The 26,425-nt window shown below is 73.6% G+C and carries 22 protein-coding genes and 1 tRNA gene; 17 read left to right on the top strand and 6 right to left on the bottom strand.

Annotation, left to right across the window (positions count from 1 at the left end; genetic code table 11):
* Window positions 1-29 precede the first annotated feature (29 nt).
* On the top strand, window positions 30-1,994 hold the full coding sequence (locus J5Y05_RS22010; protein WP_307854032.1) for a helix-turn-helix domain-containing protein: 1,965 nt from the start codon (window positions 30-32) through the stop codon (window positions 1,992-1,994).
* A 104-nt stretch (window positions 1,995-2,098) separates the two neighbouring features.
* Window positions 2,099-2,890 (top strand): phosphatase, encoded by a 792-nt coding sequence (locus tag J5Y05_RS22005; protein ID WP_210874762.1) that lies wholly within the window; start codon window positions 2,099-2,101, stop codon window positions 2,888-2,890.
* Between the two features lie 182 nt (window positions 2,891-3,072).
* Here the strand turns inward: J5Y05_RS22005 and J5Y05_RS22000 are convergent, their stop codons facing one another.
* The 3 genes from J5Y05_RS22000 to J5Y05_RS21990 all read right to left on the bottom strand — a co-directional run bounded on the left by J5Y05_RS22000 (window position 3,073) and on the right by J5Y05_RS21990 (window position 5,856).
* Window positions 3,073-3,954: an acyl-CoA thioesterase gene (locus J5Y05_RS22000; protein ID WP_210874761.1), complete on the bottom strand. Its 882-nt coding sequence runs from the start codon at window positions 3,952-3,954 to the stop codon at window positions 3,073-3,075.
* Window positions 3,955-4,001: 47 nt separating this feature from the next.
* Window positions 4,002-5,159, bottom strand: coding sequence for an acyl-CoA dehydrogenase family protein (locus tag J5Y05_RS21995; protein ID WP_210874760.1), 1,158 nt, complete (start codon window positions 5,157-5,159; stop codon window positions 4,002-4,004).
* Window positions 5,160-5,256: 97 nt separating this feature from the next.
* Window positions 5,257-5,856 carry an SACE_7040 family transcriptional regulator gene (locus J5Y05_RS21990; protein ID WP_210874759.1) on the bottom strand — a complete coding sequence of 200 codons (600 nt, stop codon included), beginning with the start codon at window positions 5,854-5,856 and terminating at the stop codon, window positions 5,257-5,259.
* 98 nt (window positions 5,857-5,954) lie between these two features.
* Between J5Y05_RS21990 and J5Y05_RS21985 the strand changes: the two genes are divergently transcribed.
* The 5 genes from J5Y05_RS21985 (at window position 5,955) to J5Y05_RS21965 (ending at window position 12,422) form a co-directional block, all read left to right on the top strand.
* Window positions 5,955-7,571, top strand: a complete 1,617-nt coding sequence (locus tag J5Y05_RS21985) for a carboxyl transferase domain-containing protein (protein ID WP_210874758.1) — start codon at window positions 5,955-5,957, stop codon at window positions 7,569-7,571.
* Window positions 7,572-7,609: 38 nt separating this feature from the next.
* Window positions 7,610-9,631: an acetyl/propionyl/methylcrotonyl-CoA carboxylase subunit alpha gene (locus J5Y05_RS21980; RefSeq protein ID WP_210874881.1), complete on the top strand. Its 2,022-nt coding sequence runs from the start codon at window positions 7,610-7,612 to the stop codon at window positions 9,629-9,631.
* The gene (locus J5Y05_RS21975) at window positions 9,628-10,587 is read left to right on the top strand and encodes a hydroxymethylglutaryl-CoA lyase (RefSeq protein WP_210874757.1); all 960 of its coding nucleotides are present in this window, start codon (window positions 9,628-9,630) and stop codon (window positions 10,585-10,587) included. The genes J5Y05_RS21980 and J5Y05_RS21975 overlap by 4 nt, the downstream gene beginning before the upstream one ends.
* Before the next feature lie 3 nt (window positions 10,588-10,590).
* Window positions 10,591-11,751 carry an acyl-CoA dehydrogenase family protein gene (locus J5Y05_RS21970; protein ID WP_210874756.1) on the top strand — a complete coding sequence of 387 codons (1,161 nt, stop codon included), beginning with the start codon at window positions 10,591-10,593 and terminating at the stop codon, window positions 11,749-11,751.
* Window positions 11,752-11,882: 131 nt separating this feature from the next.
* On the top strand, window positions 11,883-12,422 hold the full coding sequence (locus tag J5Y05_RS21965) for a GNAT family N-acetyltransferase (RefSeq protein WP_210874755.1): 540 nt from the start codon (window positions 11,883-11,885) through the stop codon (window positions 12,420-12,422).
* Between the two features lie 118 nt (window positions 12,423-12,540).
* Here J5Y05_RS21965 and J5Y05_RS21960 read toward each other — a convergent pair whose 3' ends face one another.
* Window positions 12,541-14,175: a beta-N-acetylhexosaminidase gene (locus tag J5Y05_RS21960; RefSeq protein ID WP_210874754.1), complete on the bottom strand. Its 1,635-nt coding sequence runs from the start codon at window positions 14,173-14,175 to the stop codon at window positions 12,541-12,543.
* Between the two features lie 114 nt (window positions 14,176-14,289).
* Between J5Y05_RS21960 and J5Y05_RS21955 the strand changes: the two genes are divergently transcribed.
* The 3 genes from J5Y05_RS21955 to glmS all read left to right on the top strand — a co-directional run bounded on the left by J5Y05_RS21955 (window position 14,290) and on the right by glmS (window position 17,469).
* Complete coding sequence (locus tag J5Y05_RS21955; protein WP_210874753.1) at window positions 14,290-15,279, top strand: DUF4429 domain-containing protein; 990 nt, start codon at window positions 14,290-14,292, stop codon at window positions 15,277-15,279.
* Between the two features lie 100 nt (window positions 15,280-15,379).
* Window positions 15,380-15,637 (top strand): hypothetical protein, encoded by a 258-nt coding sequence (locus J5Y05_RS21950; RefSeq protein ID WP_030418338.1) that lies wholly within the window; start codon window positions 15,380-15,382, stop codon window positions 15,635-15,637.
* A gap of 14 nt (window positions 15,638-15,651) precedes the next feature.
* Complete coding sequence (glmS, locus tag J5Y05_RS21945; protein WP_210874752.1) at window positions 15,652-17,469, top strand: glutamine--fructose-6-phosphate transaminase (isomerizing); 1,818 nt, start codon at window positions 15,652-15,654, stop codon at window positions 17,467-17,469.
* Window positions 17,470-17,540: 71 nt separating this feature from the next.
* On the opposite strand, the gene J5Y05_RS21940 is transcribed toward glmS, so the two are convergent.
* On the bottom strand, window positions 17,541-18,068 hold the full coding sequence (locus J5Y05_RS21940) for a universal stress protein (protein WP_030418340.1): 528 nt from the start codon (window positions 18,066-18,068) through the stop codon (window positions 17,541-17,543).
* A gap of 411 nt (window positions 18,069-18,479) precedes the next feature.
* On the opposite strand from J5Y05_RS21940, the gene J5Y05_RS21935 reads away from it, so the two are divergent.
* The 4 genes from J5Y05_RS21935 (at window position 18,480) to J5Y05_RS21920 (ending at window position 21,583) form a co-directional block, all read left to right on the top strand.
* Window positions 18,480-18,845, top strand: a complete 366-nt coding sequence (locus J5Y05_RS21935; protein WP_247615084.1) for a hypothetical protein — start codon at window positions 18,480-18,482, stop codon at window positions 18,843-18,845.
* A 386-nt stretch (window positions 18,846-19,231) separates the two neighbouring features.
* Window positions 19,232-20,425 (top strand): helix-turn-helix domain-containing protein, encoded by a 1,194-nt coding sequence (locus J5Y05_RS21930; RefSeq protein WP_210874751.1) that lies wholly within the window; start codon window positions 19,232-19,234, stop codon window positions 20,423-20,425.
* A gap of 364 nt (window positions 20,426-20,789) precedes the next feature.
* Window positions 20,790-21,446, top strand: a complete 657-nt coding sequence (orn, locus tag J5Y05_RS21925) for an oligoribonuclease (RefSeq protein ID WP_210874750.1) — start codon at window positions 20,790-20,792, stop codon at window positions 21,444-21,446.
* A 64-nt stretch (window positions 21,447-21,510) separates the two neighbouring features.
* A tRNA-His gene (locus J5Y05_RS21920) sits at window positions 21,511-21,583 on the top strand.
* Between the two features lie 86 nt (window positions 21,584-21,669).
* Here the strand turns inward: J5Y05_RS21920 and J5Y05_RS21915 are convergent.
* Entirely contained in the window at window positions 21,670-22,725 is a 1,056-nt protein-coding gene (locus J5Y05_RS21915) for a LacI family DNA-binding transcriptional regulator (protein WP_210874749.1), read from the bottom strand.
* A gap of 362 nt (window positions 22,726-23,087) precedes the next feature.
* On the opposite strand from J5Y05_RS21915, the gene J5Y05_RS21910 reads away from it, so the two are divergent.
* The 3 genes from J5Y05_RS21910 to J5Y05_RS21900 are packed head-to-tail and all read left to right on the top strand — an operon-like array spanning window position 23,088 to window position 26,344.
* Window positions 23,088-24,410, top strand: coding sequence for an ABC transporter substrate-binding protein (locus tag J5Y05_RS21910; RefSeq protein WP_210874748.1), 1,323 nt, complete (start codon window positions 23,088-23,090; stop codon window positions 24,408-24,410).
* Between the two features lie 5 nt (window positions 24,411-24,415).
* Window positions 24,416-25,423, top strand: coding sequence for a carbohydrate ABC transporter permease (locus tag J5Y05_RS21905; protein ID WP_210874879.1), 1,008 nt, complete (start codon window positions 24,416-24,418; stop codon window positions 25,421-25,423).
* 12 nt (window positions 25,424-25,435) lie between these two features.
* Entirely contained in the window at window positions 25,436-26,344 is a 909-nt protein-coding gene (locus J5Y05_RS21900; protein ID WP_210874747.1) for a carbohydrate ABC transporter permease, read from the top strand.
* The last annotated feature ends 81 nt before the right edge of the window (window positions 26,345-26,425 follow it).

Genomic DNA, 26,425 nt, shown 5'->3' with positions numbered 1-26,425 from the left:
CCGCGCCTCCGGTACCTCCCGCGCCGCCCGTGCCGCCCACGCCCCCGGTGCCGCTCGCCGCGTTGCTGGCCCGCGAGGACCTCGGGCTGCGGCAGATCACCGGCCCCCCGGCCGCCGGCGTGACGGTCCACTGGGTGCACACCTCGGAGATGGCCGACCCGCTGCCGTACCTGCTCGGCGGGGAGCTGCTGCTGACGGCGGGCGTGCACGCCCCGGAGGCGGAGGCGGTCCCGGACGGCTACTTCGACGACTACGTGGCCCGGATCGTCGCCGCGGGCGGCGCGGCCCTCGGCTTCGGCCTGGCGCCGGTGCACGACACCGTGCCGACGGCACTGCGCGCGGCCTGCGAGGCGCGGGGGCTGGCGCTGGTGGAGGTGCCGCCGCGGACGACGTTCTCGGCGGTGGCCCGCGCGGTGTGGCAGCTCATGGCCCAGGCGCGGCTGGCCGAACTGCGCCGGGTCTCCGAGGCCCAGCGCGGTCTCGCCGCCGCGGCGGCCCGGCCCGACCCGGTGCCCGCGGTACTGCGCCGGCTCTCCGCCCGGCTCGACGGATGGGCGGTGCTCTACGGCCCCGGGGGGACGCCCGTCGCGTCGGCGGGGCGCGAGCCGGCCGGCCCGGTGCGGCGCGGGCTGGCGGACCTGGCGCGCTTCGTCACCGGCCGGGGCTCCACCACGGCCAGCGACACGGTGGCCGGCACCCGGCTCGCCGCGTACACGCTGGGAACGGGGCGCGGCTTCGCGCTGGGGGTGGCGGCGGGGCGGCGGGAGCCCGGGGACCAGATCATCACCTCCCTCGCCGCGGTGCTGCTCTCCCTGCTCACCGGCGAGCACCACAGCGGCTCGGGGGCCGGCCGCTCCTCGGCCCTGGTCCGGCTGCTGCTGGGCGCCCGGCCGGAGGAGGTCGCCCCCCTGCTGCTCCCCGGGTCCGACGACGGCGGGGACGGTGCGGACGGGGGCCGCTGGTACGTGGTGCACGCCCGCTCCGACGGCCGTTACGCCCCCGACGCCACGACGGTCTCCGCCCTCGGCACGGCCCTCGGCTCCCCCTTGATCGACCGCGCGAACGACGTCGTACGGCTCCTGATCCCCGCAGGTACGGGGGCCGGAACGGGCGCGGGGACAGGCCCCAGGACGGGCATGCGGCCGGGCACACCACCGGGCCCCGGCGCGGGACCGGCGCCGGACGCGGGGACCAGAACGGGCGCGGGCGCCGGAACGGGCGCGGGGAGCGGAACGGGCGCGGGCGCCGGAACGGGACCGGCCACCGGAACGGGCACGGGCACGGGCACCGGAACGGGACCGGGCGCCGGCACAGACGCGGCGACAGGACCGCCCACCGGCACAGGCACGGCAACCGGACCGGCGACGGCGCCGGGAACGAGCGCGGGCGCGGGAAACCGGGCCGTTCCCGGTACCGGGCCGGGCATCCCCCCGGAGCCGATCCCCCGCCCCGCGCGCGGCCCGCGGCCCGCCCCCGACCCGGCCCGCGGCCCCCGCCCGCCCGAGCCGGAGGCCCCACCCGCCACCACCCCCACCACCGGCACCACCACCACGGGCACCACCCCCACGGGCACAGCCGCCCCCGGCCCCCGCCCCCAGCCCGGCTGGACGCTGGGTGTCAGCGCCGCCGTCACCCCGGACGAGTGGCCCGCCGCCGACGCCCAGGCGGCACGGGCGCTGGCCCGCGCCCGCGCCACCCGCGCCCCCCTGGTCCGGCACGGCGCCCGGCCCGCCCTCGCCGACCTGGTGCCGGACGGCGAGGCCGACGCGCACGCCCGCGCGCTGCTCGCGCCTCTCGCCGGGCCACCGGCGCTGGTGGAGACGCTGCGTACCTGGCTGTCGCTGCACGGCAGTTGGGAGGGGACCGCCGTCGCCCTGTCCGTACACCGCAACACGGTCCGTCAGCGCGTCGCCCGCTGCGCGACGCTGCTCGACGCCGACCTGGACGACCCGGACGTGCGGATGGAGTTGTGGTTCGCGCTGCGCCGCCGGTGACCCCCGGCCCCGCACCCACCCGGCACCCATACACGTACGGGTGAGCCGCGTCCCAGCGGGCGGTGTCCCGAGACGCCCGCCGCCCGCTGCCCCACAATGGAGCCATGCCGATACCCGGGACACCCAGCCGCGCCGAACTGGCCGAACACCTCGTCAGGACGCGTATCGCGGGCGATGTCGCCACCCCCCGCGAGAACAACCTCTCCCACTACCGGAAGCTGGCCAACGGCGACCGCCACTTCTGGCTCGGCCTGGAGCTGGGCGACCGCTGGACCGACGAGCAGGACGTGCTCGCGGTGATGGCGGAGCGGGTCGGCGTCAACGACGACCCGGAGTACCGGTACGGGCAGGACACCATCGACCCGGAACTGACCCTGGACGCCCTGGAGCGCATGGCCGCGCGGCTGCGCAAGGCGGCCGACGGCGAGCAGCGGGTGCTCTTCGCCACCGGTCACCCGGGCGGCCTGCTCGACGTGCACCGGGCCACGGCCGCCGCGCTGCGCACCGCCGGCTGCGAGATCGTGGTGATCCCGGAGGGGCTGACCACGGACGAGGGGTACGTCATGCAGTTCGCGGACGTGGCGATGCTGGAGCACGGCGCCTCGCTGTGGCACACGCACTCCGGGGAGCCGATGAAGGCCATCCTCACGGGGCTGGAGCGGACCGGCCGGCCGCTGCCGGACCTGGTCGTCGCCGACCACGGCTGGGCGGGGTACGCCGGCCGGCACGGCGTCGACGCGGTCGGCTACGCCGACTGCAACGACCCGGCGCTCTTCCTCGCCGAGGCCGAGGGCACCGTACAGGTGACGGTGCCGCTCGACGACCACGTGGTCAGCCCCCGCTACTACGACCCGATGACGGCGTACCTGCTGGCCCAGGCGGGCCTGGACACCTGAGCCCCGTCCGCCCCGGCGCACACCCCCGCCCCGGCCGTGACCGGCGTCCCCGTCACGGCCCCGGGGCCGGCCGACGAGGAACGCGGCGCCGGGGGCCGGCCCGGCACCCAGGCGACGTGGAGCAGCGGGACGGGAGCCGCCGTCGGCGGGTGTCCCTCCGCCGTTCCCGCCCGGCCACGCCCTCAGTGCCGCCGGGGGACGCGGACCACGCCTTCCTGGACGACGGAGACGGCGAGCCGCCCGTCGCGGGTGTGGATGCGGGCCTGGCCGAGGCCCCGGCCGCCGGAGGCGGAGGGCGACTCCTGGTCGTACAGGAGCCATTCGTCGGCGCGGAAGGGCCGGTGGAACCACATGGCGTGGTCGAGCGAGGCGCCGACGACGTCGCCGACGGCCCAGCCGCCCCGGCCGTGCGCGAGCAGGACGGAGTCGAGCAGGGTCATGTCGGAGACGTAGGTGGCGAGGACGACGTGGAGGAGGTGCCGGTCGAGGGCGCCCTCCAGCTTGCCGTTGGTGCGGAACCAGACCTGGGAGCGGGGTTCGCGGGGGGTGCCGTAGGCGCCGAAGGGGGGTTCGTCGACGTAGCGCAGGTCGACCGCGGCGCGGGCCTCGGCGATGCGCGCGGCCACGCCGGGGTCGAGGTGGGGGTAGTCGCGCAGCCGTTCCTCGAAGGTGGGCAGCGTGGCCGGGTCGGGGGCGTCGGGCATGGACGCCTGGTGGTCCAGGCCCTCCTCCGGGGCCTGGAAGGAGGCGGAGAGCCCGAAGACGGGCTTGCCGTGCTGGACGGCGACCACCCGGCGGGTGGTGAAGGAGCGTCCGTCGCGGATGCGGTCGACGGCGTAGACGATGGGCGCCTCGGGGTCGCCGGGGCGCAGGAAGTAGGCGTGCAGGGAGTGGGCGTGGCGGTCCTCGGGGACCGTGCGCCCGGCGGCGACCAGGGCCTGGGCCGCCACCTGTCCCCCGAAGACCCGGGGGATGACGGCGGCCCGGGAACGGCCGCGGAAGAGGTCCTCCTCGATCCGCTCCAGGTCGAGCAGGTCGAGGAGGGCGTGGAGTGCCTCGCTCATGGAGTGTGTCGTCTCCGGCGTTCGTCGTGCCCCGGCCGCCGCGGGTGCTACAGGCCCATGTCCTTGGCGATGATCATCTTCATGACCTCGCTGGTGCCGCCGTAGATGCGGTTGACGCGGTTGTCGGCGTACAGGCGGGCGATGGGGTACTCGTTCATGTAGCCGTAGCCGCCGTGGAGCTGGAGGCAGCGGTCGATGACGCGGTGGGCGACCTCGGTGCAGAACAGCTTGGCGCTGGCGGCCTCGGCGGCGGTCAGCTCGCCGGCGTCCAGGGCCTCCAGGGCGCGGTCGGCGACGGCCTCGGCGGCGTCGACCTCGGCCTGGCAGGCGGCGAGCTCGAACTTGGTGTTCTGGAAGGCGGCGACGGGCTTGCCGAAGACGGTGCGCTCCCGCACGTACTCCTGGGCGAAGCGGACGGCGGCCTTGGCCTGGGCGTAGGCGCCGAAGGCGATGCCCCAGCGCTCGGAGGGCAGGTTGGCGCCGAGGTAGGAGAAGCCCTTGTTCTCCTCGCCGAGCAGGTCCTCGACGGGGACCTTGACGTCGACGAAGGCGAGTTCGGCGGTGTCGGAGGTGCGCAGGCCGAGCTTGTCGAGCTTGCGGCCGACGGAGTAGCCCTCGGACTTCGTGTCGACGGCGAAGAGGGAGATGCCGTGGCGGCGGTCCTCGGGGGTCGCGGCGGCGGTGCGGGCGCAGACGATGACCTTGTCGGCGTGGACGCCGCCGGTGATGAAGGTCTTGGCGCCGTTGAGGACGTAGTGGGTGCCGTCCTCGGAGAGCCGGGCGGTGGACTTCATGCCCGCGAGGTCGGAGCCGGTGCCCGGCTCGGTCATGGCGATGGCCCACATCTCCTCGCCGGAGACGAACTTGGGCAGGAAGCGCTTCTTCTGCTCCTCGGTGGCGAGCATCTTGAGGTAGGGCAGGGCGAGCAGGACGTGCACGCCGGAGCCGCCGAAGCTGACGCCCGCGCGGGCGGTCTCCTCGTACTGGATCGCCTCGAACTTGTGCGACTCCAGTCCGGCGCCGCCGTACTCCTCGGGGACGTTGATGCCGAAGAGGCCCAGGTCGGCGAGTTTGTAGTAGAACTCGCGCGGCGCCTGGCCGGCGGCGAACCACTCGTCGTGGACGGGGACGACCTCGGCCTCGATGAAGGCCCGGAGGGTCTCGCGGAACGCCTCGTGGTCCTCGTTGAACACCGTACGGCGCACGGCGCCACCTCCAGAGTACGTGTCTAAGCGCTTGCTCAGACCCCACCGTACCGGTGGGTAGCAAGAAGCGTCCAGAGCGCGCCGCGGGTAACCCCGGTCACTCGGCGGCCACGGCCCCGAAGGCGCCCCGCGCCATCCGGTGCAGCAGCCCGGCGGTCACCCCGCGGCCGGGCAGCGAGCCGGGGCGGCCCAGGTGCGGGGTGGAGTTCAGCAGCCCGAAGACCGAGTGGACGGCGGAGCGGGCGCTCGGCTCGGCCACGTCCGGGTAGACCTCGCAGAGCACCCCGACCCACAGCTCGACGTACTGCCGCTGGAGCTGGCGCACCAGCTTGCGGTCGCTGTCCCGGAGGCGGTCCAGCTCCCGGTCGTGCAGGGTGATGAGCGGGCGGTCGTCGAGCGCGAAGTCGATGTGCCCCTCGATGAGCGAGTCGAGGACCACCCCGGGCCCGGCCGCCGGGTCCGCCTCCGCCAGCCGCCGCTTGGCGCCGGTCAGCAGCCGGCCGCTGATGCCGACGAGCAGCTCGGCGAGCATCGCGTCCTTGCCGGGGAAGTGCCGGTAGAGACCGGGGCCGCTGATGCCGACCGCGGCGCCTATCTCGTCGACGCCCACGCCGTGGAAGCCGCGCTCCGCGAAGAGCCGGGCGGCCTCCTTGAGGATCTGCTCGCGGCGGGTGAGGGCGTCGGTTCTGGTGGTCATGGGACCGATTGTAGACAGGGAGGTTAGCGGTCGTTAACCTGAAGGCGGATGCGTTAACGGTCATTAACCGGCCGACCACTGGGTGAGGGGACCGCAGGATGCACGAGGCACCGGAGCTGACGACGGCGGCCGATCCCGCCTCGGAGTCCTTTCGGGCCAACGAGGAGGCGCACCGCGCCCTCGTGGAGGAGCTGCGCGGCAAGCTGGCCGCGGCCAGGCTCGGCGGCGGAGAGCGGGCACGGGCGCGGCACACCGCGCGCGGCAAGCTGCTGCCCCGCGACCGCGTCGACACACTCCTCGACGCCGGCTCGCCCTTCCTGGAGCTGGCACCGCTCGCCGCCGACGGGCTCTACGACGGGCAGGCCCCGGCCGCCGGGGTGATCGCCGGGATCGGCCGGGTCGGCGGCCGGGAGTGCGTGATCGTCGCCAACGACGCCACGGTCAAGGGCGGCACGTACTACCCGATGACGGTGAAGAAGCACCTGCGCGCCCAGGAGGTGGCCCTGGAGAACCGGCTGCCGTGCCTGTACCTGGTGGACTCCGGCGGCGCCTTCCTGCCGATGCAGGACGAGGTCTTCCCCGACCGCGAGCACTTCGGCCGGATCTTCTACAACCAGGCCCGGATGTCGGGCGCCGGCATCCCGCAGATCGCCGCCGTCCTCGGCTCCTGCACGGCGGGCGGGGCGTACGTCCCGGCGATGAGCGACGAGGCGGTGATCGTCCGGGGCCAGGGGACGATCTTCCTGGGCGGTCCGCCGCTGGTGAAGGCGGCCACCGGCGAGGTGGTGACCGCCGAGGAGCTGGGCGGCGGCGACGTGCACGCGCGGGTGTCCGGCGTGACCGACCACCTCGCCGAGGACGACGCGCACGCCCTGCGGATCGTGCGCACCATCGTCTCCACGCTCCCCGGGCGGGCCGCGGCACCCTGGGAGGTGCTGCCCTCGGTGGAGCCCAAGGCCGACCCCCTGGGGCTGTACGGGGTGGTGCCGGCCGACTCCCGCACCCCGTACGACGTGCGGGAGGTCATCGCGCGGGTGGTGGACGGCTCCCGGTTCGCGGAGTTCAAGCAGGAGTTCGGGCAGACGCTGGTCACCGGCTTCGCCCGCGTCCACGGCCACCCGGTGGGGATCGTCGCCAACAACGGCATCCTCTTCTCCGAGTCGGCGCAGAAGGGCGCCCACTTCATCGAGTTGTGCGACCAGCGCGGCATCCCGCTGGTCTTCCTCCAGAACATCTCGGGCTTCATGGTCGGCCGGGACTACGAGGCGGGCGGCATCGCCAAGCACGGCGCCAAGATGGTGACCGCGGTGGCGTGCACGCGCGTGCCGAAGCTGACGGTCGTCGTCGGCGGTTCCTACGGCGCGGGCAACTACTCGATGTGCGGCCGGGCCTACTCGCCGCGGTTCCTGTGGATGTGGCCCAACGCCAAGATCTCGGTGATGGGCGGGGAACAGGCGGCCTCGGTGCTGGCCACGGTCAAGCGGGACCAGGCCGAGGCGCGCGGGGAGGAGTGGCCCGCCGAGGAGGAAGAGGCGTTCAAGGCGCCGGTCCGCGCCCAGTACGAGCGCCAGGGCAACGCCTACTACGCGACGGCCCGCCTGTGGGACGACGGGATCATCGACCCCCTCGACACCCGCCGGGTGCTCGGTCTCGCCCTGACCGCGTGCGCCGGGGCGCCGCTGGGCGAGCCCCGGTTCGGCATCTTCCGGATGTGAGGAGGGGACCCATGGAACAGACAGGGAGCACGGGACGCATGTTCGACACGGTGCTGGTCGCCAACCGGGGCGAGATCGCCGTCCGCGTCATCCGGACGCTGCGCGCGCTGGGGGTGCGCTCGGTGGCCGTCCACTCCGACGCCGACGCCGGCGCCCGGCACGTCCGGGAGGCCGACACGGCGGTACGGATCGGCCCGGCGCCGGCGGCGGAGAGCTATCTGTCGGCCGGCCGGCTGCTGGAGGCCGCCCGCGCGACGGGGGCGCAGGCCGTCCACCCGGGGTACGGGTTCCTCGCCGAGAACGCGGAGTTCGCGCGGGCCTGCGAGGAGGCGGGGCTGGTCTTCATCGGCCCGCCGGCCGACGCCATCGCCCTGATGGGCGACAAGATCCGCGCCAAGGAGACGGTGCGGGCGGCCGGGGTGCCGGTGGTGCCGGGCTCCAGCGGCGGCGGGCTGAGCGACGCGCGGCTCGCCGAGGCCGCCCGGGAGATCGGGATGCCGGTGCTGCTGAAGCCCTCGGCGGGCGGCGGCGGCAAGGGCATGCGGCTGGTGCGGGAGGCAGCGGCGCTGGGCGAGGAGATCGCCGCGGCCCGCCGGGAGGCCCGCGCCTCCTTCGGCGACGACACGCTCCTGGTGGAGCGGTGGGTCGACCGGCCCCGGCACATCGAGATCCAGGTCCTGGCCGACGGCCACGGGAACGTGGTGCACCTGGGCGAGCGCGAGTGCTCGCTCCAGCGCCGGCACCAGAAGATCGTCGAGGAGGCGCCGAGCGTCCTCCTGGACGAGGCGACCCGCGCCGCGATGGGCGAGGCGGCCGTGCAGGCGGCCCGCTCCTGCGGCTACCGGGGCGCGGGCACGGTGGAGTTCATCGTCCCCGGCGGCGACCCGTCCTCGTACTACTTCATGGAGATGAACACCCGGCTCCAGGTGGAGCACCCGGTGACCGAGCTGGTGACCGGCGTGGACCTGGTGGAGTGGCAGCTCCGGGTGGCGGCGGGCGAGCGGCTGGGCCTCGCGCAGGAGGACGTCCGGCTGACCGGGCACGCGGTCGAGGCGCGGCTGTGCGCGGAGGACCCGGCGCGCGGTTTCCTGCCCTCGGGCGGCACGGTGCTGCGGCTGAGCGAGCCGCACGGCGAGGGGGTGCGCACCGACTCGGGGCTCGACGAGGGCACCGAGGTCGGCAGCCTCTACGACCCGATGCTGGCCAAGGTGATCGCCCACGGGCCCGACCGGGCCACGGCGCTGCGCCGGCTGCGGGCCGCGCTGGCGGAGACGGTGACGCTGGGCGTGCGGACCAACGCCGGGTTCCTGCGCCGGCTGCTCGCCCACCCCGCGGTGATCGCCGGCGAGCTGGACACGGGCCTGGTGGAGCGGGACGTGGAGAGCCTCGTCACCGACGAGGTGCCGGACGAGGTGTACGCGGTGGCGGCGCTGCTGCGGCAGGCGGCCCTGGCCCGCGACGGCGGCGGCGCGGGCGATCCGTTCGCGGCGGCCGACGGCTGGCGCCTCGGCGGCGAGCGGGCCTGGACCCCGCACCACCTGCGGGTGCCGGGCCGGGAGCCGGTCACCGTCCGGGTGCGGGAGACGGCGGACGGCGGGTACGAGCTGCTCGCGGCCGGCGCCGAGCGGCCCTCGCGCGCCTTTGCCGTCACCCCGGTGCGCACGGGCGGTGGAGAGCGGTACACCGTCCGACTCGACGGGGTCACCCACACGGTCGCCGCGCTGCCGGACGGCTCCTGGATCGGCCGCGACGGCGACGCCTGGCAGGTGCGCGACCACGACCCGGTCGCCGCCTCGCTGAACCGTGCCGCCCACGCGGGCGCCGACTCGCTCACCGCGCCCATGCCGGGCACGGTGACGGTGGTGAAGGCCGCCGTCGGCGACGAGGTGGCCGCCGGGCAGAGCCTGCTGGTGGTGGAGGCGATGAAGATGGAGCACGTCATCTGCGCCCCGCACGCCGGCACCGTCGCCGAACTGGACGTCACGCCCGGCACCACGGTCTCCATGGACCAGGTCCTGGCCGTCATCGCACCGCTCGGTGACGAGGAGGCGGGCGCATGAGCACCGACGCGCTGCCCATGACCGTGCCGGCGCCGGGCCTGCCCGCCCGGGTCCGCATCCACGAGGTCGGCCCCCGCGACGGGCTGCAGAACGAGGCGGCGACCGTCCCGACCGAGGTGAAGGCGGAGTTCATCCGCCGGCTCGCCGGGGCGGGGCTGGCCACGGTGGAGGCGACCAGCTTCGTCCACCCCCGCTGGGTGCCCCAACTGGCCGATGCCGAGGCCCTGTTCCCGCTGGTCGCGGACGTGCCGGCCGAGCTGCCGGTGCTGGTGCCGAACGAGCGGGGGCTGGAGAGGGCCCTCGCGCTCGGCGCCCGGCGCGTGGCCGTCTTCGCCAGCGCCACCGAGTCCTTCGCCCAGGCCAACCTCAACCGCTCGGTGGACGGGGCGCTGGCCATGTTCGAGCCGGTGGTGGCCTGCGCCAAGGAGGCCGGCGGGCACGTGCGGGGCTACCTGTCGATGTGCTTCGGCGACCCCTGGGAGGGCCCGGTGCCCGTCGACCGGGTGGTCAGGGTCTGCCGGGCCCTGGTGGACCTCGGCTGCGACGAGCTGAGCCTCGGCGACACCATCGGCGTGGCCACCCCGGGCCACGTCCGCGCCCTGCTCACCGCGCTGGAGGACGCGGGGATCGCCACCGGCGTCCTCGGCGTGCACTTCCACGACACCTACGGACAGGCGCTGGCCAACACCCTGGCCGCGCTGGAACACGGCGTCACCACCGTCGACGCCTCGGCCGGCGGACTGGGCGGCTGCCCGTACGCGAAGTCCGCCACCGGCAACCTCGCCACCGAAGACCTCGTGTGGATGCTGCGCGGACTCGGCATCGACACGGGCGTCGACCTCAGCCGCCTCGTCGCCACCAGCGTGTGGATGGCCGACCGACTGGGACGGCCCAGCCCGTCCCGCACCGTACGAGCCCTCACCGGCTCCGCCGCCGACTCCCACAAGGAGCAGTGACCGATGGACCACAAGCTCTCCCCCGAACTGGAGGAACTCCGCCGCACCGTGGAGGAGTTCGCCCACGACGTCGTGGCGCCCAAGATCGGCGACTTCTACGAGCGGCACGAGTTCCCGTACGAGATCGTGCGGGAGATGGGCCGCATGGGGCTGTTCGGCCTGCCCTTCCCCGAGGAGTACGGCGGGATGGGCGGCGACTACCTCGCCCTCGGCCTCGTCCTGGAGGAGCTGGCCCGGGTCGACTCGTCGGTGGCGATCACGCTGGAGGCCGGTGTCTCGCTCGGCGCGATGCCGGTCCACCTCTTCGGCACCGAGGAGCAGAAGCGGACCTGGCTGCCGCGGCTCTGCTCCGGCGAGATCCTGGGCGCCTTCGGGCTGACCGAGCCGGACGGCGGCTCGGACGCGGGCGCGACCCGGACCACGGCCAGGCTGGACGAGTCGACCGGCGAGTGGGTGATCAACGGCACCAAGTGCTTCATCACCAACTCCGGTACCGACATCACCGGCCTGGTCACGGTCACCGCGGTCACCGGCCGCAAGCCCGACGGCCGCCCGCTGATCTCGGCGATCATCGTCCCGTCGGGGACGCCCGGCTTCACGGTGGCCGCCCCGTACTCCAAGGTCGGCTGGAACGCCTCGGACACCCGTGAGCTGTCCTTCTCCGACGTGCGGGTCCCGGCCGCCAACCTGCTGGGCGAGGAGGGCCGCGGCTACGCCCAGTTCCTGCGCATCCTGGACGAGGGCCGGATCGCCATCGCGGCGCTCGGCACCGGTCTGGCGCAGGGCTGCGTGGACGAGTCGGTGAAGTACGCCAGGGAGCGGCACGCCTTCGGCCGGCCGATCGGCGCCAACCAGGCGATCCAGTTCAAGATCGCCGACATGGAGATGAAGGCCCACACGGCGCGACTGGCCTGGCGTGACGCGGCCTCGCGGCTGGTGGCGGGCGAACCGTTCAAGAAGGAGGCGGCCCTCGCCAAGCTGTACTCGTCCACGGTGGCGGTGGACAACGCCCGGGACGCCACCCAGGTCCACGGCGGCTACGGCTTCATGAACGAGTACCCGGTGGCCCGGATGTGGCGGGACTCGAAGATCCTGGAGATCGGCGAGGGCACCAGCGAGGTCCAGCGGATGCTGATCGCCCGGGAGTTGGGGCTGACGGGCTAAGGCCCGGAGGACCCGGGCGGGCCCTGGTGCCCCGGCGGGGCGGTGGTGATCCGGTGGGCCGGTGACCCGGAGTGCACCTCGGGCCGACTTAGGTTAGGCTTGCCTTAGTCGAGCTTCCGGGAGTTCAGCCGATGAGGACCATGACCGCGGGCATCGGAGCCCTCACCCTCCGACCCCTCGACCCCCTGACCGACGCCGAACTGGTGCACGGCTGGCTCACCCACCCCCGGGCCACCGGCCCGGAACGCGCCCTGCGGCTGGTGGACGTGGAGCGGGCCTGCATGCGGACCGCGGCCGACCCGCACCGCGCGGCCTTCCTCGGCCTGCACGACGGGGTCCCCGCCTTCCTGGTGGAGACCAGTGTCACCGCCCACCGCGAGGCGCCCGGCGGGCACCCGGCCGAGCCGGGCGACCTCGGCCTGCGCTTCACCCTCGCGCCGGACGCGCCGGCCGGGCGCGGTTTCGCCGGCGCCGCCCTCACCGCCACCCTGGCCCACCTCTTCGCGGACCCGGCGGTACGCCGGATCGTCGCCGCGCCCCGCCCCGGCGACCCCGCCGGGCCCGCGCTCCACGCCGCCCTCGGCTTCGTGCCCGCGAGCGGGAGGGCGGGAGAGGGGGCGCCGCCGCGCCTGTGCACCCGGGAGCGGTTCGAGGAGGCGGTGTTCGCCTAGGCCGGGCGGGCCCCCGAGGCCCTTCCGAGCCCGGCCCCGCCCCGGCGCCCTCGGGCGCGGGGCGGCCCCAGACCGGCGGGCACCCCGGAGACGGTCCTCCGGGGTGCCCGTCAGCGCGTCAGCCCCGGTCCGGCCAGGGCACCTGCGGCGAGCGGTGGTAGGCGATGCCCAGCGCCTCCCACCTCGGCGCCTGGGCCGCGAGCCGCAGCCGGTAGTCCTCCCAGTCGTGCGTGGCCGCGGGCGACCAGCCCAGCTCGGCGACGCCGGGCAGCCGGGGGAAGCTCATGAACTCCAGTTCCTCGGAGCTGTCCAGGGTCTCCGTCCACAGCGGCGCCTCCACGCCCCGGACGGCCGACGCCGGGACGCCCGGCAGGTAGGCGCCCGGGTCCCAGTCGTAGGAGCGCCGCACCTCCACGTATCCGGCCCAGGCGAGGCCGAGCGGGGTGTCGGCGGTGTACTTCATGTCCAGGTAGACCCGGTCGGCCGGGGAGAGGATCAGCCCGGTGCCGTTGCGCGCGGCCTCGGCGACGCGGGCCTTCTCCGCGGCCGGGGTGCCGTCCAGACCCCAGTACTGGGCGAGCGCCCCCTCGGCCGGTTCGGCGCCGGTGAGCTGGTGCCAGCCGACGACCGTCTTGCCGTACGCCGCGACGACGGGCTGCACGCGCTCCATGAAGCGGACGTACTCCCCGTGGCTGGTGGAGTGCGCCTCGTCGCCGCCGATGTGGAGGTAGGGGCCGGGGGTGAGCGCGGCCAGTTCGCGCACCACGTCGTCGACGAAGTCGTAGGTGATCTCCTTGCCCACGCACAGGGAACTGAAGCCGACCTCGGTGCCGGTGTAGAGCGGGGGCGCCTGGCCGTCGCAGTTCAGCTCGGCGTAGGAGGAGAGGGCCGCGTTGGTGTGGCCGGGCATGTCGATCTCGGGGACCACCTCCAGGTGGCGCGAGGCCGCGTAGCGCACGATCTCGCGGTACTGCGCCTTGGTGTAGTGGCCGCCGGGGCCGCCGCCGACCTCGGTGGAGCCGCCGTGGGCGGTGAGCCGGGGCCAGGAGTCGACGGCGATGCGCCAGCCCTGGTCGTCGCTGAGGTGCAGGTGCAGCCGGTTGAACTTGTAGAGGGCGAGCCGGTCGATGTGGCGCTTGACCTCGTCGACGGTGAAGAAGTGCCGGGAGACGTCGAGCATGGCGCCGCGCCAGCCGTAGCGCGGGGTGTCCTCGATGGTGCCGCCCGCCACCACCCAGGGGCCGGGCTGCCGGGTGCCCTTCTCCACGGCGGGCGGGAGCAGTTGGCGCAGGGTCTGGACGCCGTGGAAGAGGCCGGCCGGGTGCGCGGCGGTGAGGGTGACGCCGTCGCGGGCGCTGTGCAGCCTGTACCCCTCCTCCCCGTACGGGCCCGGGGCGAGGCGGAGCCGGATGCCGCCGTCCTCCCGGGCGTCCCCGGAGCCCCGGGAGCCGCCGGAGGTGACGAGGAGCCGGTAGCCGGTGGCGGGGCGCAGCACGGCGGCGAGGTAGTCGCCGACGGGGCGGACCCCGGGCGCGTCGTCGACGTGGACGCGGGTGCCGGAGGTGATGCGGTACGGGTCCCCGCCCGGCCGGACCGAGGCGGGGGCGGGGATCACCCGGTCCAGCGGGACGGTGGCCGGGGCGGGGCCCGGTGCGGCGCCGGTGGTGACGGCGCCGGCCGTCGCCACGAGCAGCAGGGAACCGAGCAGGCGGGTCACGCGGGAGGTCGTTGTGGGCCGGTGGTGCCGTGTCACGTGCGCTCCCTTCACGGGTGGACGAACGCGCGGCCGTCGCCCTTCAACGGGGTTGCGGGGAGGGCGGGTTCGCGCACCCGCTCCCTCCCCCGGCGGCGGTGAAACAATGCCCGCATGACGGAAATCATCCAGCGCGACGGCACCTGGGTCTTCGACGGCGACGCCCTGCGGCTGACGCCCGGACGGGACAAGTCCGTCGGGCTGCTCCGCCGGGAGCTGGGTGAAGTGCTGGTCCCGCTGCGGGCGTTGGCGGGCATCTCGTTCGAACAGGGCAGGCGTTCGGGGCGGTTGCGGCTGCGGCTGCGCGACGGCGCGGACCCGCTGCTGCACGCGGCGGGCGGCCGGCTGGCCGAGCCGCACGACCCGTACCAGCTCACGGTGGACTCCGACCGGTACGGCGTCGCCGAGTACGTCGTGGCGGAGGTGCGCAACGCGCTGCTGCTGGAGGAGGTGCCGTCCGGGCCGGTGGACACCTTCCTGCTGGCGGGCCCGGCGGTGCCGCTGTCGGTGTCGGCCGGGGACGGCACGGCCAGTTTCGACGGGGAGCGGGTGCGGCTGGAGTGGCGGTGGCAGGCGGAGAGCGCCAAGTCGGCCACCGGGCCGCGCACCCTGCCCCTGGAGGACATCGTCGGCGTGGAGTGGCAGCCGACGGCGGGGCTGGAGAACGGCTACCTGCGTTTCGCCGTACGGGCCGCGCCGAGCAGGATGCCGCCGAAGTACGACCCCAACGCGGTGGAGCTGTGGGGGTTCAGGAAGGACCCGCTGATGGTGCTGGTGGCCGCGGCGGTGCAGGCCCGGCTGCCGCACCCGTCGGCGGCGCCCGCCGGGGAGTCCCGGCCGCGGGGGATCACGACGGCGAAGCCGCCGGCACCGTCCGCCGGCACCGGGTCCGGTCCGGGCGCCGGGGGCGGTCCGGGCACCGCGTCCGGCACCGGGGCGCCGGACTCCGGGGCCGGGTCGGGGCCGGGCTCCGCGTCGGGCTCCGGGGACGACCACGACGCGCTGCTGCGGCGGCTGCGGGAACTGGGCGAGCTGCACCGCTCGGGGGTGCTGACCGACGAGGAGTTCACCCAGGCCAAGCAGGCGGTCCTGCGGCGCATGTGAGCGCGGTCACGTGGCATTGGGCGGAGTCTTGACTATGTTCCTGCCCGATATCGGGCAGGTTTCTTGCGAAGCCCCCCTCCTTACCTTCAGGATCTACCGGGTGCACGACGAACTCGTTGACCATCTGACGCGGTCCACCCCCCTGAGCCGGGGCGAGGCGCTGCGCGTGGTCCAGGACGTGCTCGCCTACTTCGACGAGACGACCGAGGAGTACGTCCGTCGCCGCCACCGCGAACTCCAGGCCCAGGGCCTGGTGAACGCGACGATCTTCGAGCGGATCGCGGCGGATCTGAAGTACCGCGCGGTGGCACCACCGGAGCTGACGCTCCGCCAGTTGCGCCGCATCGTCTACGGCTGAGGAAGAACCGGTACATGTGTGGAATCGTCGGATACATCGGCAAGCGTGACGTGGCCCCGCTGCTGCTGGAGGGCCTGCAGCGGCTGGAGTACCGCGGCTACGACTCGGCGGGCATCGTCGTCACCTCGCCGAAGACGGCGGGGCTGAAGACGGTCAAGGCCAAGGGCCGGGTCCGGGACCTGGAGGCCAAGGTCCCCGCCCGTTTCAAGGGCACCACCGGCATCGCCCACACCCGCTGGGCCACCCACGGCGCCCCCTCCGACGTCAACGCCCACCCGCACCTGTCGGCCGACGAGAAGGTCGCCGTCGTCCACAACGGCATCATCGACAACGCCGCCGACCTGCGCCGCAAGCTGGAGGCGGACGGCGTCGAGTTCCTCTCCGAGACCGACACCGAGGTCCTCGTCCACCTCATCGCGCGCTCCGAGGCGACGCGGCTGGAGGACAAGGTCCGCGACACGCTCCGGCTCATCGAGGGCACCTACGGCATCGCCGTCATGCACGCCGACTTCCCCGAGCGCATCGTCGTCGCCCGCAACGGCTCGCCGGTCGTCCTCGGCATCGGCGAGAAGGAGATGTTCGTCGCCTCGGACATCGCCGCGCTGGTCACCCACACCCGGCAGATAGTCACCCTCGGCGACGGCGAGATGGCCACCCTCAAGGCCGACGACTTCCGTACGTACACCACCGAGGGCACCCGTACGACCGCCGAGCCGACCACCGTGGAGTGGGAGGCGGCCTCGTACGACATGGGCGGCCACGACACCTACATGCACAAGGAGATCCACGAGCAGGCGGAGGCCGTGGACCGGGTGCTGCGCGGCCGGATCGACGACCGCTTCTCCACCGTGCACCTCGGCGGCCTCAACCTGGGCGCCCGGGAGGCGCGCGCGGTGCGCCGGGTGAAGATCCTCGGCTGCGGCACCTCGTACCACGCCGGGATGATCGGCGCCCAGATGATCGAGGAGCTGGCCCGCATCCCCGCGGACGCCGAGCCCGCCTCGGAGTTCCGCTACCGCAACCCGGTGGTCGACCCCGACACGCTGTACGTCGCCGTCTCCCAGTCCGGGGAGACCTACGACGTGCTCGCCGCGGTGCAGGAGCTGAAGCGCAAGGGCGCCCGGGTGCTCGGCATCGTCAACGTGGTCGGCTCGGCCATCGCCCGGGAGGCCGACGGCGGCATGTACGTGCACGCCGGCCCCGAGGTGTGCGTCGTCTCCACCAAGTGCTTCACCAACACCACCGTCGCCTTCGCGCTGCTCGCCCTGCACCTGGGCCGCACCCGCGACCTGTCGGTGCGCGACGGGCGCCGGATCATCGAGGGGCTGCGCCGGCTGCCGGAGCAGATCTCCGAGATCCTGGCGCGCGAGGACGAGATCGAGAAGCTGGCCGCGCGCTGCGCCGAGGCCCGCTCGATGCTCTTCATCGGCCGCGTCCGGGGGTACCCGGTGGCCCGCGAGGCGTCCCTGAAGCTCAAGGAGGTCTCCTACATCCACGCCGAGGCATACCCGGCCTCCGAGCTGAAGCACGGCCCGCTCGCCCTGATCGAACCGGCGCTGCCCACGGTGGCGATCGTGCCCGACGACGACCTGCTGGAGAAGAACCGGGCGGCGATGGAGGAGATCAAGGCCCGCAGCGGCCCGATCCTCGCCGTGGCGCACCGGGAGCAGGAGAAGGCGGACCACACCATCGTGGTCCCGAAGAACGAGGACGAGCTGGACCCGATCCTGCTCGGCATCCCGCTGCAACTCCTCGCCTACCACACGGCGCTGGCGCTCGGCCGGGACATCGACAAGCCCCGCAACCTCGCCAAGTCGGTGACGGTCGAGTAACTCCGGGGCCGCCGGGGTCCGTACGGACGCCGTACGGACGCCGTACGGACGCCCGCCCGTGCCCGCCGGTGCTACGGGATGACCACCACGGGGCGCCGGGCGCGCTTGGCCAGGCGCCCGGCGACGGAGCCGAAGAGGCGGCCCACGACGCCGTGGCTGGAACCGACGACGATCGCGTCCGCCTCGTACTCGCGGCCGACCTCCTCCAGTTCGTGGCAGATGTCGCCGCCGCGCTCGACCAGGATCCAGGGCACCTCGGAGAGATGGTCCGCGCAGGCCAGCTCCAGCCCGAGCACCTCGGTGCGGTGGTCGGGGACGTCGACGAAGACGGGGGGCTCGCACCCCGCCCACACCGTGGTGGGCAGGCGGTTGGCGACATGCACGATGACCAGTCCGGCCCCCAGCCGGCGGGCCATGCCGATGGCATAGGCCAGCGCGCGCTCGCTGGAGGTGGAGCCGTCGAAGCCGACGACGACGCCGTGCTTGAAGGCTGGGTCGCACAACTGGCGTGGATCTTCGGCCGCCAGGGGCTCGGCCGCCGTCGGTTCGGCGACGGGCCGCTTACGGTCCGCGGGTTCGAAGAATTCGTGACCGGCCATGACTGTCTCGGCGTTTTTGTCCTTTATGGGTGGGACCACGGTGTGCGGCGAAGCTGTGTCCGGGAATCGTCTTCCCAAGCCCATACCCCCAAGGGTACGGCGGCACTCCTCCTTCGCCAGTCCTTCGCCAGATCCCGCCCGGCGTCCGTCGCGGGTTCCCCGGAGCATGCACGAGGGTGCGCCCGTAACGCAATGGTCCCCGCGTCCCGGAAGCGCGCCGGGCGGTGTACGGAAGCCCGCGCGCCCTCCGGCCCACCGCGCGCCCCCCGGCTCACCGCACGCCCTCCGGCGCCACCCGGCGCCACCCGGTGGCGGCCGAGGGCGCGGGCGGAGGCGGCCGGGGCGGGGGCGGACGTGACCGAGGGCACGGGCCCGCGTTGACCCCCGTGAGCCACACCCCAGGGAGCCGCCATGTCCGGATCGCCTCCGCCCGCCGCGCCCCCGCCCCGGGGCCCCGAGCCGGTGCCGCCGCCCCCGGGCGCCGGCACCGGGCCGCCGCGCTGGGCGGCGTTCTGCGGCGTCCTGGCCCCCGTCGCCCTGCTCTGGTGCGGCACCTCCCTCGCGGGCGCCACCGGCACCGCCCTGGGCCTCGCCGCCATGACCGGCGCCTGCCGGCTCCTGCTGCGCCGCGCCGAGCGGCACGCGGCCCGGCCGGCGGGCCGGGAGGGCGGGCCGGACGACACCCGGGACGGCGCCCGGAACGGAGGACGGGCGGGGTCCGTGCCGGGGGCGCGCGGGGGCGTACGACACGCCGGGGAGAGCACACCGGTCGCTTGACCGGTTTCCGCGCACGCGCCCGTATCTTTTCAGCCAACTTCTGACGTAGCCTCACCCCCCGTCCTGACCACCCCTCAACCCCCGTTCCACCTGCACGGAAAGGGTCTCGGGGGCCCCACGCACCCTATGGGGATTGGCCACTGCGACGAGGCGCACTTCCCTGTGGCGCCCGGGAGTGCGACGCTTCGTGATCGACTGCTTCACGCCAAGTTGCCATGTCGACAATGTCCCCCGTGCCGAACCGGCCACTTCGGCGCGACGGGACGCAGTAGATTCGATCTTGACTGTCTACGGCGGGGGACTCGTGCAGGACCGAGGGGAAACGTGTTGGAGCGACAGACCCGAAGGGATCAGGGCACCGCGACCACCGAGGGGGGCTTAGCAGCATGAGCCACGACTCCGCTGCCGCGCCGGAAACCGCGACCCGGAAGCTCTCCGGGCGACGCCGCAAGGAGATCGTCGCGGTACTGCTGTTCAGCGGCGGACCCATCTTCGAGAGTTCCATACCGCTGTCGGTGTTCGGCATAGACCGTCAGGACGCCGGCGTGCCGCGCTACCGCCTGCTGGTGTGCGCCGGCGAGGACGGCCCGCTGCGGACCACAGGGGGCCTGGAACTCACCGCGCCGCAGGGGCTGGAGGCGATCGCACGGGCCGGCACGGTGGTGGTGCCCGCCTGGCGGTCGATCACCTCGCCGCCACCCGACGACGCGCTCGACGCGCTGCGCCGGGCGCACGAGGAGGGCGCGCGCATCGTCGGACTGTGCACCGGCGCCTTCGTGCTGGCGGCGGCGGGCCTGCTGGACGGCCGCCCGGCCACCACGCACTGGATGTACGCGCCGACGCTGGCCAAGCGCTATCCGTCGGTGCACGTCGATCCGCGCGAACTGTTCGTGGACGACGGGGACGTCCTGACGTCCGCGGGGACGGCCGCCGGGATCGACCTGTGCCTGCACATCGTGCGCACGGACCACGGCAACGAGGCGGCCGGCGCGCTGGCCCGCCGACTGGTCGTGCCCCCGCGCCGCAGCGGCGGCCAGGAGCGCTACCTCGACCGGTCTTTACCCGAGGAGATCGGCGCCGACCCGCTCGCCGAGGTCGTCGCCTGGGCGCTGGAGCACCTCCACGAGCAGTTCGACGTGGAGACGCTGGCGGCCCGCGCCTACATGAGCCGGCGCACCTTCGACCGGCGCTTCCGCTCGCTCACCGGCAGCGCGCCGCTCCAGTGGCTGATCACCCAGCGGGTGCTCCAGGCGCAGCGCCTGCTGGAGACGTCCGACTACTCGGTGGACGAGGTCGCGGGCCGCTGCGGCTTCCGCTCGCCGGTGGCGCTGCGCGGCCACTTCCGCCGCCAGCTCGGCTCGTCCCCGGCCGCCTACCGGGCGGCCTACCGGGCCCGGCGTCCGCAGGCCGAACGGCCGGTGGACCCGGAGACCGCCGTGGGGATCTCCCGCGGCGCCGGCCCGCACGACGGCCTGCCGCCGTCGGCCCTCGCCTCCGAGGGCACGGTGCCGTACCAGACGCGGCGCACCGCCGTCCCGGTACCGGTGGCCGGCCTGCCGGGCCAGCGCGGCCTGCCCTGACCCCGGGGGCGCCGGACGGGCGAGGGCCCGTCCGGCGCTCCCCCCGCCCCTCGCCTGCGGGAGGACCGGCGGGGGCCACTCCCCCGCCGGTCCTCCCGGGCGGGGCCCTCGTCGTGCCCAGCCCCCTCGCGGGCCGGGCACGCCGCCCCGCCGCCCGCCCGTCTGGGGCAGCCTCCCCGCCCTCCCCGCGCCCTCCCCGCGCCCTCCCGGCGCTCCCCCGCCTCCCGGGCCGGGGCACACCCCCACCGTCCGCCCGTACGACGACTCGCGCCGCCGGGCCGCCGGGCCCCGCCGACCGGTGCCGCGCGGGCGGGCCGCGTACGGCCCCGGTCCAACCCCCGCACCGGCGCCGTAGGGTGTTCGCATGAACGATCGCATGGTGTGGATCGACTGCGAGATGACCGGCCTCTCGCTGTCCGACGACGCGCTCATCGAGGTGGCCGCCCTCGTCACCGACTCCGAACTGAACGTCCTCGGGGAGGGTGTCGACATCGTCGTCCGGCCGCCGGACCGGGCCCTGGAGACGATGCCGGACGTGGTGCGCGAGATGCACACCGCCTCCGGGCTGCTGGCCGAGCTGGCCGGCGGCACGACCCTCGCGGACGCCGAGGCACAGGTGCTGGCGTACGTGAGGGAGCACGTCAAGGAGCCCGGCAAGGCCCCGCTGTGCGGCAACTCCGTCGGCACCGACCGCGGCTTCCTGCTGCGGGACATGCCGGCCCTGGAGGGGTACCTCCACTACCGAATCGTCGACGTCTCCTCGGTCAAGGAGCTGGCCCGCCGCTGGTACCCGCGGGCCTACTTCAACAGCCCCGAGAAGAACGGCAACCACCGCGCCCTCGCCGACATCCGCGAGTCCATCGCCGAGCTGCGCTACTACCGCGAGGCCGTCTTCGTGCCGCAGCCCGGCCCCGACTCCGAGACCGCCAAGGCGATCGCCGCGAAGCACGTCGTGGGCGCGGGACAGGCCGGCGCCGCGCCCCCGGCGGGCGCGGCGAAAGGTGGGCGCGAGCACCCCTGAGGACCCTGTACACTTTTCTCAGCCGGTCGGGGAAATCCACCACGGATTCTGACGACCGGCCATGGTGGGTGTAGCTCAGCTGGTAGAGCACCTGGTTGTGGTCCAGGATGCCGCGGGTTCAAGTCCCGTCACTCACCCTGTGTCATCGGCCGGTGACCTCCGCGAGGAGGCCACCGGCCGATCGCGTTCCCGCGAGCCCCCTGACACGCCCCCCGCGGCCCCCTCAGGAGGAGCTGCGCTCCACCAGCTCCGTGGCGAGCACCACATGCTGCCGCTCCAGCCCCCGCGAGGCCGCCGGACGGCGGTCCGCGATCTCCGCGAGCAGCAGGTCGATCATGGCGCGGCCCATCTCCTCGATCGGCTGGCGGACGCTGGTCAGCGGCGGGTCCAGGTGGCGGGCGATCGCCGAGTCGTCGTACCCCACCAGCGCCACGTCCTCCGGGATGCGCCGCCCCGCCTCGCGCAGCGCCTGGCGGGCACCGGCCGCCGTCACGTCCGAGCCGGCGAAGACCGCGTCCAGCTCCGGCCTGCGCCGCAGCAGCTCCGCCATGGCCCGGCGGCCCCCCTCCTCGGTGAAGTCGCCCGACTCGATCAGCAGCTCGTCCGCGTCGTGCCCCGCGTCGCGCAGGGCGTCCCGGTAGCCGTCGACGCGCCGCTGGGCGCCGTACACGTCGAGCCGTCCGGTGATGTGCGCGATGCGCCCGCGCCCGCGCGCGAGCAGGTGCTCGACGGCCGAGCGGGCCCCGCCGTAGTTGTCCGAGTCGACCGAGGCGAGGGTCTCCCCCGCCGAGCGCGGGCCGCTGATCACCGCCGGGATCTCCAGTTGGGCCAGCAGGTCGGGGAGCGGGTCGTCGGCGTGGACCGAGACCAGCAGCACACCGTCCACCCGGTGCGCCGCGAGGTACTGGGCGAGCCGCTGCCGCCTGCGGTCGCTGCCCGCGAAGATCAGCAGGAGCTGCATCTCCGTCTCGGACAGCTCCGCCCCGACGCCCTTGAGCATGTCCGAGAAGTACGGCTCGGCGAAGAACCGGGTCTCCGGTTCCGGCACCACCAGGGCGATGGCGTCGGTGCGGTTGGCGGCGAGGGCGCGGGCGGCGGTGTTCGGGACGTAGCCGAGTTCCGCCACCGCGGCCTCGACAGCGGCCCGGGTCGCGTCGCTCACCCGGGGCGAGCCGTTGATCACCCGCGAGACGGTGCCGCGGCCGACGCCCGCCCGTGCCGCCACCTCTTCGAGGGTGGGCCGGCCACCGCTCCGCCCCCGCGCTCCGTGGCTTGCCATCGGCTCTGCCTTCCCGTCGATGCCCCGCACTCTGCGGCTGGCCTGGAATTTAACAGGCCGGTCCGCTGTAATGACCGCCCCCGGACCGTCGCGCGGTGCCATCGGAGCGCCGGGCGGACGGCCCACGCGTCCAGTTAACAGGCCGATAACTGAAGGCATTTCGTCGCGTCCGCTCCCTTGACACCCCCGCCCGGACCGACGACTCTTCAACACATCACTTGTGGGAGCGCTCCCACAGTACCTGGCACATACACATCCCGCACGTTCCCCGCCCGAGCCGCAGCGATGAACGAACATGAACTATCGGGCCCAGCACAGCAGTTGGCCGGGGGGTCGGCACGTCAGGGCAACAGGAGGACGTAATGCGAGCAGCACGTACCCGAACCGCCCGCAAGGCGATGGTCCTCGCGGCCGTCGTGTCGCTGGGCGCAGGGCTGCTGGCCGGTTGTGCCGACGACGGCGACGACTCCGGCAAGTCGGGCGGCGACAGCAGCGGCAAGACGAAGATCTCCCTCGGTCTCTTCGGCGCCATGGGCTTCAAGGAGGCCGGACTCTACACCGAGTACGAGAAGCTCCACCCCGACATCAAGATCGAAGAGAACGTCATCGAGCGGAACGAGAACTACTACCCCGCTCTCGTCAACCACCTCACCACCAACAGCGGCCTGCTCGACATCCAGGCCATCGAGGTCGGCAACATCGCCGAGGTGGTCGAGACCCAGGCGGCCAAGTTCACGGACATGTCCAAGGCCGAGGGCGTGAAGCCGGACGCCTGGCTGGACTGGAAGTGGCAGCAGGCCACCACCAAGGACGGCGCCACCATAGGACTCGGCACCGACATCGGCCCGATGGCCGTCTGCTACCGCAAGGACCTCTTCGAGAAGGCCGGTCTGCCCACCGACCGCGAGGAGGTCGGCAAGCTCTGGGCAGGCGACTGGGGCAAGCTCGTCGAGGCCGGCGAGAAGTACAAGAAGGGCGCCGGCAAGGAGACCTCCTTCATGGACTCCCCCGGCGGGCTGCTCAACGCCATCCTCAGCTCGGAGGAGCAGCGCTTCTACGACACCTCCGGCAAGGTCGTCTACAAGGACAACCCCGCCGTCAAGGCCGCCTTCGACCTGACCGCGAAGGCCGCCAAGGAGGGCCTGGTCCAGTCGCAGACCCAGTTCCAGCCGGCCTGGGACCAGACCATCTCCAACAACAAGTTCGCCACCGTGGCCTGTCCGCCGTGGATGCTCGGCTACCTCAAGAGCAAGTCCCAGCCCGACGCGGCCGGCAAGTGGGACGTGGCCGCGCCGCCCAAGGCGGGCAACTGGGGCGGCACCTTCCTCGGCGTGCCCAAGAGCGGCAAGCACGTGAAGGAGGCCGAGGCGCTGGTGGCCTGGCTGACCGCGCCGGAGCAGCAGGCCAAGCTCTTCGCCGTGCAGGGCAGCTTCCCGAGCGCGCCCGGTGCGTACGGCATGTCGCAGGTGACGGGCGCGAAGAACGAGATGACCGGTGACGCGCCGATCGGCGAGATCTTCGCCAAGGCCGCCTCGTCCATCCCGACGCAGGTCATCGGCCCGAAGGACCAGATCATGCAGCAGGGTCTGACGGACAACGGCGTCATCCTCGTCACCCAGGGCAAGTCGGCCAAGGACGCCTGGGAGACGGCCGTGAAGACCATCGACAACAACCTGGAGAAGTGACCGGAATGACCTCCCGGCACGACACCGCCGCGCCCCCCGCGAAGGGGGGCGCGGCCCCGGGCCGCCCGCCGGCCGGGGACGCGGCGGAGGCGGAGCGCAAACGGGCCCGGCTCTCCCGGCGCTGGCAGCGCGACATGCGCTGGAGCCCGTACGCCTTCATCTCGCCGTTCTTCCTGCTCTTCCTCGCCTTCGGCCTGTTCCCGCTGATCTACACCGGCTGGGCCTCGCTGCACACGGTGGAGCTGACCGCGCCGACCGACATGACCTGGGTCGGGCTGCGCAACTACACGCGGATCTTCGACGACGAGTTCTTCTGGAACGCCGCCCGCAACACGCTGACCATCGGCATCATCTCGACGGTGCCGCAGTTGCTGATGGCGATGGGCATCGCGCACATCCTCAACTACAAGCTGCGCGGCTCCACCTTCTACCGCGTGGCCATGCTGGCGCCGTACGCGACCTCCATCGCCGCCGCCTCCCTCGTCTTCGTGCTCCTCTTCGGCCGCGACTACGGGATGATCAACTGGGTGCTGAACCTGGTCGGCATCGACAACGTCGACTGGCAGAACGAGCACTGGGCCTCCCAGTTCGCCGTCTCCTCGATCATCATCTGGCGCTGGACCGGCTACAACGCGCTGATCTACCTGGCCGCGATGCAGGCGATCCCGCAGGACCTGTACGAGTCGGCGGCACTGGACGGCGCCAGCCGCTGGCGGCAGTTCGTGCACGTCACGCTGCCGTCGCTGCGTCCGACGATCCTGTTCACGGTGGTCGTGTCGACGATCGGCGCCTCCCAGGTCTTCGGCGAGCCGCTGCTGTTCGACGCCAACAAGGGTGCCTCCGGCGGCTCCCAGCACCAGTTCCAGACCCTCGGGCTGTACCTGTACGAGCAGGGCTGGATCAACCAGCACCTGGGCCGCGCCTCGGCGATCGCGTGGACGATGTTCCTGATCCTCATCGTGATCGGACTCGTCAACTCGCTGATCTCGCGCCGGCTGCGGGCCAGTAGTTAAGGAGAACCGGCCGTGACCTCGACCCTGACGAAACCCCCGGCCGACCCGGTGCCCACCCCGCCCCGGCGGGCCCGCCGGGCCAAGGCCGGCCGGGCCGGCGGGCAGATGCACGCCGGGCCCCTCGCCTACGGCATCCTCGTCCTGTTCACCGTCGTCTCGCTGTTCCCGCTGGTGTGGACGGCGATCGCCGCCTCGCGCGACAACCAGCGCCTGGCGCAGACGCCGCCGCCGTTCTGGTTCGGCGCCAACCTCTTCGACAAGCTCCAGATCGCCTGGGTGGACGCCAATCTGGGCGAGGCGTTCCTCAACACCACCCTGGTGGCGGGGACGTCGGCGCTCACCATCGTCTTCCTGTCCACGATCGCCGGCTTCGCCTTCGCCAAGCTGCGGTTCAAGGGCCGCAACGCCCTGCTGCTGATCGTGATCGGCACCATGACGGTGCCGCCGCAGCTCAGCATCATCCCGCTGTACATGATGGTGGCCAAGCTCGACTGGTCCGACCAGCTCCAGGCGGTGATCCTGCCGTCGCTGGTCAACGCCTTCGGGGTGTTCTTCATGCGGCAGTACCTGCTCCAGGCGCTGCCGGACGAGATCATCGAGGCCGCCCGCGTGGACGGCGCGAGCAGTTGGCGCGTGGTGTGGCACGTGGTGTTCCCGGTGGCGCGGCCCGCGATGGCCGTGCTGGGCATGCTGATGTTCGTGCAGACGTGGAACGACTTCCTGTGGCCGTTCCTGGTGCTGACCCAGAACGGCAGCCCGACCGTGCAGGTCGCGCTGGCCGGCCTCGGCCGCGGCTACACCCCCGACCAGGCCCTGATCATGGCGGGCGCGCTGCTCGGCACGCTGCCGCTGCTGCTGGTCTTCGCGGTCTTCGGCAAGCAGATCGTGGGGGGCATCATGCAGGGCGCCGTGAAGGGCTGACGCCCGGCCGCCCCTCGTACCGGGGGCCGGGCCCTGGCCGCCCCGCCCCCGTTTCCTTCGTCCTTACTACGTGTCGGTCTT

It is taken from the genome of Streptomyces tagetis (assembly GCF_018069565.1).
GTDB classification, from domain to species: domain Bacteria; phylum Actinomycetota; class Actinomycetes; order Streptomycetales; family Streptomycetaceae; genus Streptomyces; species Streptomyces tagetis.
This window is presented reverse-complemented; position numbering and strand designations above follow the sequence as displayed.

Excerpts from the sequence above, each read along its gene's own strand:
- J5Y05_RS21915 (WP_210874749.1), bottom strand. The coding sequence starts at position 22,725 with ATGGCAAGCCACGGAGCGCGGGGGCGGAGCGGTGGCCGGCCCACCCTC.
- J5Y05_RS22000 (WP_210874761.1), bottom strand. The coding sequence starts at position 3,954 with ATGAGCGAGGCACTCCACGCCCTCCTCGACCTGCTCGACCTGGAGCGG.
- J5Y05_RS21935 (WP_247615084.1), top strand. The coding sequence starts at position 18,480 with ATGTCCGGATCGCCTCCGCCCGCCGCGCCCCCGCCCCGGGGCCCCGAG.
- J5Y05_RS21990 (WP_210874759.1), bottom strand. The coding sequence starts at position 5,856 with ATGACCACCAGAACCGACGCCCTCACCCGCCGCGAGCAGATCCTCAAG.
- J5Y05_RS21910 (WP_210874748.1), top strand. The coding sequence starts at position 23,088 with ATGCGAGCAGCACGTACCCGAACCGCCCGCAAGGCGATGGTCCTCGCG.
- J5Y05_RS21965 (WP_210874755.1), top strand. The coding sequence starts at position 11,883 with ATGAGGACCATGACCGCGGGCATCGGAGCCCTCACCCTCCGACCCCTC.
- glmS (WP_210874752.1), top strand. The coding sequence starts at position 15,652 with ATGTGTGGAATCGTCGGATACATCGGCAAGCGTGACGTGGCCCCGCTG.
- J5Y05_RS21970 (WP_210874756.1), top strand. The coding sequence starts at position 10,591 with ATGGACCACAAGCTCTCCCCCGAACTGGAGGAACTCCGCCGCACCGTG.
- J5Y05_RS22005 (WP_210874762.1), top strand. The coding sequence starts at position 2,099 with ATGCCGATACCCGGGACACCCAGCCGCGCCGAACTGGCCGAACACCTC.
- J5Y05_RS21940 (WP_030418340.1), bottom strand. The coding sequence starts at position 18,068 with ATGGCCGGTCACGAATTCTTCGAACCCGCGGACCGTAAGCGGCCCGTC.
- J5Y05_RS21975 (WP_210874757.1), top strand. The coding sequence starts at position 9,628 with ATGAGCACCGACGCGCTGCCCATGACCGTGCCGGCGCCGGGCCTGCCC.
- J5Y05_RS21905 (WP_210874879.1), top strand. The coding sequence starts at position 24,416 with ATGACCTCCCGGCACGACACCGCCGCGCCCCCCGCGAAGGGGGGCGCG.
- J5Y05_RS21955 (WP_210874753.1), top strand. The coding sequence starts at position 14,290 with ATGACGGAAATCATCCAGCGCGACGGCACCTGGGTCTTCGACGGCGAC.
- J5Y05_RS21930 (WP_210874751.1), top strand. The coding sequence starts at position 19,232 with ATGAGCCACGACTCCGCTGCCGCGCCGGAAACCGCGACCCGGAAGCTC.
- J5Y05_RS21985 (WP_210874758.1), top strand. The coding sequence starts at position 5,955 with ATGCACGAGGCACCGGAGCTGACGACGGCGGCCGATCCCGCCTCGGAG.
- orn (WP_210874750.1), top strand. The coding sequence starts at position 20,790 with ATGAACGATCGCATGGTGTGGATCGACTGCGAGATGACCGGCCTCTCG.
- J5Y05_RS21980 (WP_210874881.1), top strand. The coding sequence starts at position 7,610 with ATGTTCGACACGGTGCTGGTCGCCAACCGGGGCGAGATCGCCGTCCGC.